General features: G+C 73.7%; 13 protein-coding genes and 1 pseudogene. 5 read left to right on the top strand and 9 right to left on the bottom strand.

The features are described from left to right. The first annotated feature begins 177 nt into the window (after positions 1-177). From A6A25_RS21900 to A6A25_RS21880, 5 genes are all read left to right on the top strand, one after another. A complete protein-coding gene (locus tag A6A25_RS21900; RefSeq protein WP_073892813.1) occupies positions 178-1,179 on the top strand; it encodes a beta-ketoacyl-ACP synthase III in 1,002 nt (333 codons plus the stop codon). Between the two features lie 15 nt (positions 1,180-1,194). Continuing rightward, positions 1,195-2,787, top strand: a complete 1,593-nt coding sequence (locus A6A25_RS21895) for an FAD-dependent monooxygenase (RefSeq protein ID WP_158073787.1) — start codon at positions 1,195-1,197, stop codon at positions 2,785-2,787. Positions 2,788-2,973: 186 nt separating this feature from the next. Continuing rightward, the gene (locus A6A25_RS21890; RefSeq protein ID WP_073892809.1) at positions 2,974-3,969 is read left to right on the top strand and encodes a TIGR03571 family LLM class oxidoreductase; all 996 of its coding nucleotides are present in this window, start codon (positions 2,974-2,976) and stop codon (positions 3,967-3,969) included. A 127-nt stretch (positions 3,970-4,096) separates the two neighbouring features. Then, the gene (locus tag A6A25_RS21885) at positions 4,097-5,620 is read left to right on the top strand and encodes an acyl-CoA carboxylase subunit beta (protein WP_241828868.1); all 1,524 of its coding nucleotides are present in this window, start codon (positions 4,097-4,099) and stop codon (positions 5,618-5,620) included. Continuing rightward, positions 5,617-5,805 carry an acyl-CoA carboxylase epsilon subunit gene (locus A6A25_RS21880; RefSeq protein ID WP_073892805.1) on the top strand — a complete coding sequence of 63 codons (189 nt, stop codon included), beginning with the start codon at positions 5,617-5,619 and terminating at the stop codon, positions 5,803-5,805. Before A6A25_RS21885 ends, A6A25_RS21880 begins: the two co-directional genes overlap by 4 nt. Before the next feature lie 47 nt (positions 5,806-5,852). On the opposite strand, the gene A6A25_RS21875 is transcribed toward A6A25_RS21880, so the two are convergent. From A6A25_RS21875 to A6A25_RS21830, 9 genes and pseudogenes are all read right to left on the bottom strand, one after another. Continuing rightward, a complete protein-coding gene (locus A6A25_RS21875; protein WP_073892803.1) occupies positions 5,853-6,986 on the bottom strand; it encodes a S1 family peptidase in 1,134 nt (377 codons plus the stop codon). A 132-nt stretch (positions 6,987-7,118) separates the two neighbouring features. After that, entirely contained in the window at positions 7,119-7,853 is a 735-nt protein-coding gene (locus A6A25_RS21870) for a thioesterase II family protein (RefSeq protein ID WP_073892801.1), read from the bottom strand. 16 nt (positions 7,854-7,869) lie between these two features. Then, on the bottom strand, positions 7,870-9,756 hold the full coding sequence (locus A6A25_RS42385) for an AfsR/SARP family transcriptional regulator (RefSeq protein ID WP_083668542.1): 1,887 nt from the start codon (positions 9,754-9,756) through the stop codon (positions 7,870-7,872). Continuing rightward, on the bottom strand, positions 9,737-10,027 hold the full coding sequence (locus A6A25_RS21850; protein ID WP_143193327.1) for a hypothetical protein: 291 nt from the start codon (positions 10,025-10,027) through the stop codon (positions 9,737-9,739). Before A6A25_RS21850 ends, A6A25_RS42385 begins: the two co-directional genes overlap by 20 nt. After that, a complete protein-coding gene (locus A6A25_RS21845) occupies positions 9,988-11,007 on the bottom strand; it encodes an AMP-binding protein (protein WP_073892797.1) in 1,020 nt (339 codons plus the stop codon). The genes A6A25_RS21850 and A6A25_RS21845 overlap by 40 nt, the downstream gene beginning before the upstream one ends. Beyond that, complete coding sequence (locus tag A6A25_RS21840; protein ID WP_073892796.1) at positions 10,962-11,729, bottom strand: DUF4097 family beta strand repeat-containing protein; 768 nt, start codon at positions 11,727-11,729, stop codon at positions 10,962-10,964. The genes A6A25_RS21845 and A6A25_RS21840 overlap by 46 nt, the downstream gene beginning before the upstream one ends. 12 nt (positions 11,730-11,741) lie before the next feature. After that, positions 11,742-12,279, bottom strand: a pseudogene (locus A6A25_RS21835) (LuxR C-terminal-related transcriptional regulator). Beyond that, entirely contained in the window at positions 12,270-12,518 is a 249-nt protein-coding gene (locus A6A25_RS44850; RefSeq protein ID WP_198932807.1) for a sensor histidine kinase, read from the bottom strand. Before A6A25_RS44850 ends, A6A25_RS21835 begins: the two are co-directional and overlap by 10 nt. Next, positions 12,500-13,519, bottom strand: coding sequence for a sensor histidine kinase (locus tag A6A25_RS21830; protein ID WP_198932806.1), 1,020 nt, complete (start codon positions 13,517-13,519; stop codon positions 12,500-12,502). The genes A6A25_RS44850 and A6A25_RS21830 overlap by 19 nt, the downstream gene beginning before the upstream one ends. Between the last annotated feature and the right edge of the window lie 117 nt (positions 13,520-13,636).

Below are 13,636 nucleotides of genomic sequence, written 5' to 3'. Positions count from 1 at the left end.
GTTCTTTGGAAACACGAGCCGGTTCAACCTTCTGACCTGCACTTAAGGTCATTTTCGGCCCAACGCGGTTCGCGCGTTGGGCCGAGGGAGTCGGAAGCGAAGCGAGGTGCAGATGTTGTCGTCAGCGAACACCCCGACGACGGACGAACCCGTCACCGCCGCCGCGAGGGGTGACCGGTGAGCCGGGCCGCCGTCGTTCGCGGCCTCGGTGCCGTGGTGCCACCGGACGCCGTCACCAACGCGATGCTGGCCGAGCGGCTGGACACGTCCGACGAGTGGATCCGCACCCGCACGGGCATCGGCCAGCGCCACGTCGTCGCTCCCGGGGTGGCGACGAGCGACCTGGCGGTGGACGCGGGCTCGCGCGCCCTCAAGGCAGCCGACGTCGACCACGTGGACCTCGTCATCGTGGCCACCACCACCCCGGACCACCCCTGCCCGGCCACCGCCCCGTCGGTGGCCGCCCGCCTGGGGCTGGGCCACGTGCCCGCCTACGACCTGGCCGCGGTCTGCACGGGCTTCGTCTACGCGCTGGCCTCCGGCGCGGGTGCGGTGGCCTCCGGGCTGGCCGAGTCGGTGTTGGTGATCGGCGCGGAGACCTACAGCTCGATCCTCGACCCCACCGACCGCACCACGTCGGTGATCTTCGGCGACGGCGCGGGCGCGGTCGTGCTCGGCGCGGGCGAGCAGGACGAGCCGGGCGCGCTGCTGGAGTTCGACCTGGGCAGCGACGGCACCCTGGCCGACGTGATTGTGATCCCGGGTGGCGGGTCGCGGCAGCGCTCCGGCGGCGTGCCCGCCGACCCGGCCGACGTCTACTTCCGGATGGACGGCAAGCGCGTGTTCCGCGCGGCGGTCCAGCGCATGGCCGGCTCGGCGCGCGTCGTGCTGGACCGCGCCGGGTGGCGGGTGGACGACGTCGACCGGTTCGTCGGCCACCAGGCCAACGTGCGCATCCTGCGCGCGGTCGCCGAGGAACTCGGGATGGCACCCGACCGGCTCGTGGTCAACCTCGACAAGGTCGGCAACACCTCGGCCGCCTCCATCCCCCTGGCCCTGGCAGACGCCGCCCAGCGCGACGAGCTGAGCAGCGGTGACCGGGTCGTGCTCGCCGCGTTCGGCGGCGGTGTCACCTGGGGCGCCTGCGCCTTGGTGTGGCCCGACATCGCGGTTTTCTAGGAAGGAGTCATGCAGATGGCTGAGCGGGCGGGCGAGCCCGACGTTCTGGTGATCGGTGGCGGCGCGGTGGGCACCATGCTGGCCTGCGACCTGTTGCAGCAAGGCGTGTCCGTGCGCGTGGTCGACCGCAAGGAGGTGCTCGACGACGGCGACCCGCACTCGCGCGCGGTGCTGATCTGGCCGCGCATGCTGGAGCTGCTGCACCGCATCGGCGTGGTGGACGACCTGGTGTCGCTGGGTTTCCGGATCACCGGGGTCGGCTACTTCTCCGGCGGGCGGCGGCTGGGCACCGTGCCGATGGACCGGCTGGGCACCGCCCTGCCGTTCACCCTGTCCCTGCCGCAGCGCGAGATCGAGAAGGTGCTGCGCCGCCGCTTCGCCGACCTGGGCGGCGTCTACGAGCTGGGCACCACCCTGGAGGCCATCGACCCGGACGGACCCGCCGTCGAGCTGCGCGGTGCGGACGGCGTGGTGCGCACCGCCCGGCCGAAGTGGGTGATCGGGTCGGACGGCGTGGGCAGCACCACGCGGCGGCTGCTGGAGGTCCCGTACCCCGGCAAGCCGTTCGAGCTGGGCATCTCGATCGGCGACTTCCCGGTCAGCGGACCGCTGGGCACCGAGGTGGAGTACCACTACTCCCGCAACGGCCTGCTGCCGATGATCCCGATGACCGACGGTGTCGGCCGGATGGCCTCGATCGTGCCGCCGGTGGGTGACGGCTGGGAGTCGTTCACCCGCGAGCAGCTCCAGGAGATCGTGAACAAGCGGGCGAGCCTGCCCTACCGGATCGGCGAGCCCAAGTGGATCCGGACCTTCCAGCCGCGACCGGGCATCGCCGAGCGCTTCCGGATCGGCCGCACGTTCCTGGTCGGCGACTCCGCGCACTGCGTGGTGCCGCTGGGTGGGCAGGGGCTGAACCTGGGCATCCAGGACGCGTTCAACCTGGGGTGGAAGCTGGGCGGGGTGATCCGGGGCAGGCTGCCCGAGCCGATCCTGGACACCTACGACGCCGAGCGGCGCCGGGCGGCGCAGCAGGTGACCGCCGTGGTGGACAAGCAGATCCTGGCCGCCCGGCAGGTCAAGCCGCTGCCGAGCCTGGTGCGCGACGTGGTGGTGAGCACCGCGCGGGTGACCGGGATGCTGGAGAAGGTGGCCGCACCGCTGATCGGCGGGGTCGGTCTCGCGTACGGCAAGCCGCAGCAACGGTCGCTGCTGCGCCCTCAGCCCAAGCGCGTGCGCCCCGGCCAACGGGTGCCGTTCCACTCGACCAACGGGCCGAGGATCGGGCGCGGTCTGCTGGACCCCGAGCGGTTCACCGCGTTGCTGTGGCCGGGTGCCGCGACGCCGGGCGCCTGGGCCGAGGACCGGGCCGAGGTGACCGCGCTGCTCGACGGCACCGCCGCCGTGTGCGACCTGGCCGGGTTACCGGCTCGGGAGCGTGCCGGGCTGGTGGCGGTGTTCGGTCGGCGACCGGTGGTCGCACTGGTGCGCCCCGACGGGCACCTGGCCGCGCTGGCACCGGTCTCCCGGCCGCAGCCGGTGCTGTCGTTCCTCGCCACCGCGACCACGGCGAGGAAGGCGCCCGACCCGGCGACGCTGGCCGGCTGAACGCCGGACGTGCGGCCAGGACGGGCTGTCCAACCGGACAGCCCGTCCCGCCGTGCCGTCGCGGGGTGCGGAATCGGGTGCACCTTTCGATTCCGGGCACTCATACTTCCGATGTAGTGGCCGTGTTCGCGCCATCGGCACCAGTAACGTTCGTCGTATCGGTAATCACGGCACAAAGGATTTTGCATGACCCCGTCGAACGCATTGCGGCGGCTCGACCGGCCGACCGGTCAACTCACCGTGGGCATCGACCTGCCCCTGGACAACGACTTCACCTCGACGGCGCGGCGCGGCGTTCCGGACCTGGTCCGGCACGCGGAGCTGGCGGCGCTGGCCGACCGACTCGGCTTCGCCGCCCTGTGGGTGCGCGACGTGCCCGTCCACGACCAGGTCCGGTTCGGCGACGCCGGCACGGTCTTCGAGACCTTCACCCACCTGGGCCACCTGGCCGCGACCACCACCGGCGCCGTGCTCGGCACCGCCGCCGTGGCGCTCCCGCTGCGCAACCCGCTGCTGGTGGCCAAGGCCGCCGCGACGGTCGACGTGCTCAGCGGCGGCCGGTTCGTGCTCGGCATCGCCAGCGGCGACCGGCCGGTGGAGTACCCGCTGTTCGGCGTCGACTTCGACCGCCGCGACCGGATCTTCCGCAGCGCCGTGGACACCTTGCGCGCCGCCTGGGCCACCCCCGAGCCCGGTGCCGGCATCAGCGTGCCCGACCTCGGCGTGCACGCCGACCTGGCGCTGGACGTGCTGCCCAAACCCGTCGGCGGCACGGTGCCGCTGGTCGTGGCGGGCCGGGCACGCCAGTCGCTGGACTGGATCGCGCGGCACGCCGACGGCTGGTTCAACTACCCGCGCGACGTCTCGTCCCTGGCCGGGCAGATCGCCCAGTGGCGCGCGTCGACCGACGAGGCGGGCAACAGCAAGCCGTACCTGATGCCGATGATGCTGGACCTGGCCGAGAACCGGACCACCGGGCCGTCGCCGATCTTCCACGGCCTGCGGCTGGGCGGCGACGCGTTCCTCGACCACCTGGGCCGGCTCGACGAACTCGGCGTGAGCCACCTGTCGTTGAGCCTGCGGAGCAGTTCCCGGCCCGTTGACGAGGTGCTGCACGAAATCGCGGAAACGGTGCTGCCGCAATTCCCGCGGCACGCGGTGAGCACGTCCACTGCCTCCTAAGGGGTATGGCTCCGCACGACCCGCGATTCCTACGCTCGAAGGCGTGACGACATTCGACCAGAGGGCACCCGCGGTGGCCTGGACCGCGGAAAGCGCACCGGAAACGCTGCGCGACCGGGTGGCCGCGCTGCACGCGCTGAGGGCGAGCGTCCGCTCCGGACCGGACGCGACCGCCACGGCCCGGCAACACGCCAAGGGCAAGCTGACCGTGTGGGAACGGCTGGACGTCCTGCTGGACCCCGGCTCGTTCGTGGAGCTGGAAGGGCTGCGCAAGCACCGCGCGGTCGGGTTCGGCATGGAGCGCCGCCACCCTCCCGGTGACGGCGTGGTCACCGGCTGGGGCACGGTGGACGGCAGGCGGGTCTTCGTCTACGCCCACGACTTCCGGGTCTTCGGCGGCTCGCTGGGCGAGGCGCACGCGCAGAAGATCCACAAGCTCATGGACCTGGCCGAGGCGGCGGGCGCACCGCTGGTCAGCCTCAACGACGGCGCGGGCGCGCGCATCCAGGAAGGCGTCACGGGTCTGGCCGGCTACGGCGGCATCTTCCGGCGCAACGTCCGGGCCTCCGGCGTGATCCCCCAGATCAGCGTGCTGCTCGGCCCGTGCGCGGGTGGTGCCGCGTACTCGCCCGCGTTGACCGATTTCGTGTTCATGGTGCGCGGCACCGCGCAGATGTTCGTCACCGGCCCGGACGTGGTGCAGGCGGTGACCGGTGAGGTGATCACGCACGAGCAGCTCGGCGGCGCCGACGTGCACGCCCGTGAGTCGGGGGTCGCCACGTTCGTCCACGACGACGAGGTCAGCTGCCTGGAGGACGTGCGCTACCTCATCTCGATGCTGCCGGCCAACAACCAGGAAGCGCCTCCCGCCGTCGGTGGCGACGACCCGGCCGACCGCCTCAACACCGCCCTGCTCGACCTGGTGCCCGCCGACCCGTCCCTGCCCTACGACATGGGCCGGGTCGTCACCGAAGTGCTCGACGACGGCGATTTCCTGGAGTTCCACGAGAACTGGGCGGGCAACGTGCTGTGCGGGCTCGGCCGGATCGACGGGCACGTGGTCGGTGTCATCGCCAACCAGCCGATGGTGCTGGCGGGCGTGCTCGACATCGCCGCCGCCGAGAAGGCCGCGCGGTTCGTGCAGACCTGCGACGCGTTCAACATCCCGCTCGTCACCCTGGTGGACGTGCCCGGTTTCCTGCCCGGCAGCGACCAGGAGCACCGCGGCATCATCCGCCACGGTGCCAAGCTGCTCTACGCCTACTGCGCGGCGACCGTGCCGCGGGTGCAGGTCATCGTGCGCAAGGCGTACGGCGGCGCCTACATCGTGATGGACTCCCGTTCCATCGGCGCGGACCTCTCCTTCGCCTGGCCCATCAACGAGATCGCCGTCATGGGCGCCGAGGGCGCGGCGAACGTGGTGTTCCGCAAGGAGATCGCCGCCGCACCGGACCCGGCGGCGGCGAGGCGGGACCGCATCACCGAGTACCGCGACGAGCTGATGCACCCCTACTACGCCGCCGAACGCGGTCTGGTGGACGACGTGATCGACCCGGTGCGCACCCGGGCCGTGCTCGCCGAGTCGCTGGCGGTGCTGCGCGCGAAGCACGCCGGGCAGCCGTACCGCAAGCACGGCAACCCGCCGTCATGACGGTCGCCGTCGCGATCCGGGGCGGGCACCCGGACGAGGTGGAAGTTGCCGCGCTGCTCATCGCGCTGGCGGCACTGCGGGCGCCGGCGACCACGACGACGACACGAGCACGGCAGCCGTGGACACGTCCCACCCACTACACCGCACCGACGTCGTGGCGGGCGGTCGGCCGGTCCCCGCGGTGAGCCGTGCGCGGACCCGCCCGCGAGCGCGAGCGGGTCCGCGGTCGCCGTCAGGCGGTGAGCAGCCTCAGGCCGTAGACGGACAGGATCTCGTTGATCGGCTGGAACCACGTCCGACCGCCGGACGAGCAGTTGCCGTACCCTCCGGACGTCACGCCCTGGGCCTGGTCGCCGGTGATGAACGAGCCACCGGAGTCGCCACCCTCGGCGCACACGCTGGTGCCGGCCATCTGGTGCACGTCACCCTGCGCGTAGTGGATGGTCTCGTTGCGCGACTGGATCACGCCGCAGTGCCAGCGGGTGGTCGAGCCCGAGCGGCAGACCGAGGTGCCGACCGGTGCCTCCCAGGAACCGCGCACCAGCGCGTCGGGGACCGTGCCCCAGCCGAGCACGACGGGCACGTTCCACCAGCCGCCGCCGGTGCGGACCCACGCGTAGTCGTTGCCGGGGAACGAGGAACCGGCGAACTGGCCCTGCCAGGACCGGTCCCAGCCGTACACCTGCGCGCCGGTGCCGCCGCAGTGCCCGGCCGTGACGTAGCCGCCGTGCACCGAGAAGCCGATGGAGCAGCGGACGTTGCCGGTGTAGTACGGGTCGCCGCCGACGGTTCCGGCGGCGAACGGCACGGGCGCGGTGACGCCCTTGGTGTTCACCTCGACGGGGCCGGACTTGCGCGCCTCGGCCAGGAACCGCGCGACCTCCGCGGTCTGCACGCCGGGCTGGACGTCGACCACCACCGCGCCGCGGCGCGGGTCCGGGTGCCAGCTGGTGACGGCCGCGGGCACCGCGCCCGCCGCGGACAGCGCGTCCACCCGGTCCTTGAGCCGGTCCAGCTCGGCGGCGGTCCGGGTGACCAGCCGCGCCTCGGCGCCCGTGGCGCGGACCCGGTCGGCGGCGGCCTCGTCGGTCACGCCGACCACGAGCACGCCCCGGTCCGCGTCGAACCAGCTGCCGCCGAACGACGACCCGGCGGCGGTGCGCGCGGACGGCGCCCGACGGGTCGCCTTCGCTTCCTGGTCGAGCCGGGTCAACGCCTGCTGCTCGGTCAGCCCGAACGCGGTCCGCATCGCGGACACCAGGCCCGGCGACAGCTCCGGCGCGGCCTGGGCCGCCGGGGCGACCACCAGCCCGCTCACCGCGAGCACGGACGCCACTCCGATCTTTGTCAACGTTGTCAGACGCACGTGGATCTCCTTGTCGGCAGGGAGGCGCGCGCCCGGATGCAGGTCCGGCCGCGCACCCCGACAGGTCGATGAGAGAGCGCTCTCACTGGTTCAGACCATGCCAACACCGGCTACCGTCGTCAATCCCCCGCTTCACACCGGGGCGAGCACCTGGCGCAGCACCAGCTCGACCAGTTCGGCCGTCGCGGTCTCCAGGTAGAAGTGGCCGCCGGGCAGCTCGACGTGGTGCAGCGGCTGGGTGGTGTGCCGCTGCCAGGCCCAGATCTCCTCGGGCGGGACGTTGTCGTCCGCGCTGCCGGACAGGGCGGTGATCGGGCAGCGCAGCGGCCCGCCTGCGAAGCGGTAGGAGTTGAGGACCACCAGGTCACCGCGCAGGGCGGGCAGGACGACGGGCCGCAGCCGGGGTTCGGCGTCGAGGTGCCTGCCGCCCGCGCTGCCCAGCTCGCGGACGTGGGCCAGCAGTGCCGCGTCGCTGTCGGTGTCCACGTCGACCGGGCGCGACCGCGACGGCGCGGCGCGGGCCGACGCGAACAGCCTCACCGGCGCGGGCAGCCCGGCGCGCTGGAACGCGCGAGCCGTCTCGAACGCCGCGGTGGCGCCCATGCTGTGCCCGAACAACGCGTACGGCCGGTCGAGCAGCGGGCGCATGTCCGCCGCGGCGCCCGCGACCAGGTCCTCCATCGACGTCACGCACGGCTCGCCGAACCGGTCGTGGCGCCCGGGGTACTGCACGGCCACCAGCTCGACCTCGGGGGGCAGCAGGCCGGTCCACGACCGGTACGCGCCGGCCGTGCCGCCGGCGTGCGGGAAGCAGAACAGCCGCAGGAGCGGCCGCGGCCTGGGCACGAAGGTGCGCAACCAGGACATCCGATGGTCCCCCAGGTCAGTCGGTCGAGTCACGCATGCTGGCGTGCGCGCGGTGCAGGGCCGCGACCCGGTCGTCCACCGGGTCGTCCTCGGCCACGAGTTCGGCCGCCACGGCGCGGACCAGGTCGTGGTAGGCGTAGCGGTCCTGGCCGGGCAGCTCCGCGTCCGGCACGTCGAGCAGCCGCGCGTCCACCAGTCGCTCGGCCAGCTCCCGCGCCTCGCCGACGGTCGCGTCCAGCACGACCGCGGCGTTCCACACGGAGAACCGCGGCTGGTCGAGCAGCGCGAGCAGCCGGAACGCGCGTTGTGCCGCCGCGGGCAGCCCGCGGTAGCTCAGCGCCAGGCTCGCCCGCACGTCCAGGTCGGCGAACCGGAGCTCGTCGAGCCGGTGGCGGCGGTCGTCGAGCCGCGCGGCGAGGTCGACGGGCCGCAGGTGCGGCTTGGCGACCAGCCGCGCGCCCGCGATGCGCACCGCCAGCGGCAGTCCGCCGCACCGGAGCGCGATCCGCTCGGCGGTCTCGGCGTCGGGCGGTGTTCGCCGCCTGCCGACGATCCGGCCGAGCAGGTCCACCGCCTCGGCCGTCGGGAGCACGTCCAGGTCGATCAGCGGCACGCCGGGCAGCGCGGAGAGCCTGGCCCGCCCGGTGACGAGCACGCCGCACTTCGGGTCGCCGGGCAGCAGCGGCCGGACCTGCCGTTCGTCCGCGGCGTCGTCCAGCACCACGAGCATGCGCCTGCCGTCGAGCCGGCCGCGGTAGAGCCGGACCCGTTCCTCCAGGTCGGACGGCAGGTCCGCGGCGGGCACGCCCAGGGCGGTGAGCAGCTTGCCCAGCGCGTCGTAGGGCTTGACCGGCGCGGTGGTGCCGCGCAGGTCGAGGTAGCACTGCCCGTCGGGGAAGTCGGCGCGGGCGCGGTGCGCGGCGTGCAGGGCGAGGGCGGTCTTGCCCACTCCCGCCATCCCCGAGATCACGCACGCCGCGGCGGACGACCGCCGGGGGTCCGGGCGCAGCAACGCCCGCAGGGTGGCCAGGTGCGTGGCGCGGCCGGTGAAGTCGGCGATGTCGGGCGGCAGGTGCGCGGGCACGCTCGTCTTCGGGCCGCGCGGGTTCCACGCCGACACGGTGGCGCGCTCGGGCCGGTCCGGTGCCGCTTCGAGCACCTGCCCGTAGATCCGGCGCAGTTCCGCGCCCGGGTCGATGCCCATCTCCGCGGCCAGCCGCCGCCGGTGCTCGTGGTAGCAGTTCAGCGCCTCTGCCTGGCGGCCGGTCACGTTCAGCACGGTCATCAGCTGGCCGCGCAGCCGTTCCCGCAGCGGGTGCTGCCCGACCAGGCCGGTCAGCTCGGCGACGAGGTCACCGTGCCTGCCCAGCGCCATGTCGACCGCCACCCGGTCCTCCAGCACCACCAGGCGGCGTTCCTCCAGGTCCGGCGTGGCCACGGCTTCGAGGATCTCGGTGACACCGGCCAGGGCCGGTCCGCTCCACACCGCCAACGCCCGGGACAGCAGTTCGGCCGCCGCGACCGTGCGCCCGACCGTGGCGGCCTGGCGCCCCGCGGCGGCGATGCGCTCGAACTCGATCAGGTCGAGCCGCGCCGTGCCGACGTCGAGGACGTAGCCGGGCCGCAGCCGCGTGATCGCGCACCCGCTGCCGAGGATCTTGCGCAGCCGGGAGACGTAGGTCTGGATCTGCGCCTCGGCGGTCGCCGGCGGGTCGTCGCCCCACAGCATCTCGGTGATCCGCGCGTCCGACACCAGGCTGCCGCGCCCCAGCAGCAGCAACGCCAGCACGGTGCGCAGCTTCGCGGCGCGCAGGCCTATGCGCTCGCCGGCCACGGTGACGTCCACGGTGCCGAGGAGGGTGAAGTGGACGCCGGTGCCGCGGTCAGCCTGCGATCCGGACATCCCGTCTCCTCTCGCGGGTCGGCGCGGCCCGGTAGCGGCGCCGAACGTCCACGTCGAGCTCCTCGTAGACCGGGCTGGTCGCCCGTGCCGCGAACAGGTTCTTGACCAGCGCGCGGCGCGTGCGGTCGCAGCGGATCGCCGGGATGCCGCCGGCGCGCAGGAACACCACGCTGCCGAACCGGACCCGTGCGCGCCGGCGCAGCCAGGACCGCACGGCCGCGGCCTGCGCCCTCAGCTCGTCGGGGTCGTCGTGGTCGGCCTCCTGCACCACGACGACCTCCTCGTCCGGCACGGCGACGGTGAACACGCTCGCCCGGTGCCCGCCCAGCCGCGGAACAGCTCGGCCAGCTCGCGTTCGAGGTCCAGCGCCCGCAACGTCCGCCCGGACACCGAGAGCATGCCGTCCGCGCCGCCCAGGACGTACAGCTCGCCGTCGTCCAGCACGCCGAGGTCGCCGGTGCGGAAGAACCCGGTCTCGCCGTTGTCGAGGGTGGCGCCGAAGCTGCGGGCGGTCTCCGCGTCCTGGCGCCAGTAGCCCAGCGCCAACCCGCCGACCCGCAGCCACACCTCGCCGACGCGGCGGTCGGGCAGCGCCCGGGCCGAGTCGGGGTCCACCACCCGCACGTCGAGGTGGTCCACCCGGCCGGCGCCGATCAGCACCGGGCCGTCCGGGTGGGCCGACTCGACGAGCGTGTTCTTCTCCAGCGCCGACCGCGAGACCCGCACCGCGCGCGGCTGCACGCCGGGCTCGGAGGAGGTGACCAGGAAGGTGGCCTCGGGCAGGCAGTACGCCACGCACAGCGCCGCCGGGTCGAACCCGAACGGCGCCGCGGCCTCGGCGAACGCGGTCAGCACCGGGTGCTCCAGGGCCACCGGCGAGGTGTAGGCGATCCGCCAGCTCGACAGGTCGATCCCGTCGACCGGCCGTTGCGCGGCGGCGGCCACGCAGCGGGCGTACGCGGCCGGCGCGGCGCCGCTGACCGTGACGCGGTGGCGGTCGACCAGGTGCAGCCACGCGAGCGGGTCGCGGGCGAACTCGCGCGGCGGCATCAGCACCGCCGTGCCACCGATCGCCAGCACCGTCACCAGGTTCATCAGGCCGGTGTAGTGGTCCGGCGGCAGCCAGCTGAGCAGCCGGTCGTCGGCGGTGAGGCGCAGCGCGTCCCTGGTCCGCCGCACGCCGTGCCCCAGCGCGTCGTAGGAGATCAGCGTGCCGACCAGCTCGACCCTGGCCGAGCCGTAGCACAGCACGGCCAGGTCGTCGGGGTCGTGCGGGCGCCGGACTGGACGCTGAGCAGCACCGCATAAGGGCCGCCGCCCCGCGGCACGCGCAGGTCGAGGTCACCGGAGCGCACGTTGGCCGTCACCACGCGCGGCGTGCCCGCGAAGCCGAGCGCCGAGCGGCCGGAGGTGCTGGAGACGTCCACCGTCTCCGACCGCAGCCCGGTCGCCACGATGTCCCCGGACTGGGCGCTGGCCCACAGCGCGCCGCCGACGCCGTCGGCCGTCAGCCGACCCGAGTTCGTGGTGAGCCGCAGCTCGCCGTCCACCCCGGTCACCGAGAGCGAGCCGGACGTCGTGCGCGCCTGGACCGCCGCGGCCCTGGGCACCTCGATCCGGTAGCGCACCGAGCAGCCGGGCAGCCGTGGCGCGGACGGGCACTCGGCGCTGATCCGCAGCACGTCCCCGTCCCACACCTCGCGGATCACCGGCCGCCCGAACGACCACCGCAGCTCCCGGTCCACGACCACCCGGTCGGACCGGCCGGCCACCACCGTGACGTCCACGGACTTGGTGTCGACCTCGACCCGTGCGGCCGATCGCGCGTAGGTCTGGTGCTGCCCCTCGGACCGGTTGCCGATCCACGACCACAGGTACAGGCCGCCGAGGACCAGCCCCGCGGTCACCGACAGCGCCCCCGCGACCAGCCACGCCCGGCGGCCGCGGTGCCCGGCGGTGGTCTGTGCGCTCACCGTTGCCTCCCCTCAGCTCTGCAGGAACCGCTGCACCGCGATCACGCGGCGGTGGTCGGTGTCCTTGATCGGGATGTCCAGCTTCACGAAGAAGCTGTTCACGTGCTTGGCCACGGCGCTCTCGCTGACCGACAGCGCGCCCGCGATGCCCGAGTCGGACCGGCCCTCGGCCATCAGCCGCAGCACCTCCGACTCGCGCGGCGTCAACCGGTCCAGTGGCCGCTGCCGGTGCTTGACCAGCAGTTGCGCCACCACGTCCGGGTCGAGGACGGTGCCGCCCGCGAGCACCCGCCGTAACCGCGTCGATGAACTCGGCGACGTCGGCCACCCGGTCCTTGAGCAGGTAGCCGACACCGGAGTTGTGGGAGGACAGCAACTCGGTGGCGTACCGCTCCTCCACGTACTGCGACAGCACCAGCACCGCCAGGCCGGGCCACTCGCGCCGCAGCACGAGCGCGGCCCGCAGCCCTTCGTCGCGGAAGTCCGGCGGCATCCGGACGTCGGTGATCACCAGGTCCGGGCGTTCCTCCTCGACGATCATCACTCGCACGGCAGCTCCACCTCGATCGACGTCCCCCGGCCGACGGGGCTGTCCAGGGTCAGCACACCGTCCACCGCGGCCACCCGCTGGCGCAGGCCGCGCAGCCCTGAACCGTGCTTCTCCCCCGCGCCGCCGACGCCGTCGTCCACGACCCTTATCGACAACAGACCGCCGACCGTCCGCACGGATACCTCCGCGCACGTGGCCCGCGCGTGCTTGGCGATGTTGGTCAGGCTCTCGGAGACCACGAAGTAGGCGACCGCCTCGACACCCGCCGACGGACGCGCGGTGACCTCGACGTCCAGCCGCACCGGCACCGGGGAGCGGGCGCACACACCGGCCAGCGCCGCTTCCAGCCCACGTTCGTCCAGCACGGCCGGGTGCAGGCGCGGACCAGGTTGCGCAGGTCGGCCAGCGCCGACTTGGCGTCCTCGTGCGCGGACACGATGACCTCGCGCGCCGGGTCGGGCAGGTCGGGCAGCGTCTGCCGGGCGATGCCCAAGTTCATCGCCAGCGAGGTGAGCTGCTGCTGCGCGCCGTCGTGCAGGTCGCGCTCGATCCGGCGTCGCTCGGCGTCCGCGGCCTCGCGCAGCCCGGCCCGGCTCTCCACCAGCGACTCCACTTGCTCGGCCAGCACGTCGCGCGCACTGCGCTGCAACAACGCCCGCGCCAGCACCAGGTCGAGCCCGACGCCGGCGCGGGCGAGCCACGGCGCGGCGAAGAACGCGACCACACCGATCACCCACAACCACGGCACGTCGTCCCCGGACAGGAGCCTGAACAGGGCGAACAGTGGCAGCACGACGGCCGCGACCCACGCCGACAGCACGACGGCCGCGCTGAGCGGCGCGAGCACCGAGGCCAGCAGGTGGTAGCCGAACCGCCGCCACACGGCGGGCTCACGCACCCGGGCCGGCATCCTGCCCACCCACATCCCGGACGACGGGACCCGGCGGTCGACGTGCAGGTGCACGTCGAGGAACGCGACGAAGCGGGCCCGCTGGACGTGCACGGAGGCGTCCACCACGATCACCACCGCCGCCAGGCACGCGACCGCGCCGACGACCGTCACCGCCAGCAGGCCGGTCAACGCGATGAGCACGAGCAGCACGAGCGCCGTCGTGACCGCGACGAGCGCGCCGGTCGCCAGGTGCATCGTCGCCAACCACGCCCGTCGCCCCACCGGCTCTCGGAGCACGGCGAGCGCGAGCGCGCGTGACCGCGCCCCGGCCGCGTCGCTGGCGATCATTTCCCCACCGTACGGTCCCCCCGCAGGCCGCACCATGACGCCTGCGCCCGTTCCCGACCTGTACTTGGGTGCAGGTAAAGCCGGGGGAAGGCCTTAACGACACGTGGTCGTCCGGTC

Source organism: Saccharothrix sp. CB00851 (assembly GCF_001905065.1).
Classification (GTDB): Bacteria; Actinomycetota; Actinomycetes; order Mycobacteriales; family Pseudonocardiaceae; genus Actinosynnema.
The sequence above is the reverse complement of the archived record's forward strand: the minus strand, read 5'-3'. Positions and strand labels throughout refer to the sequence as shown.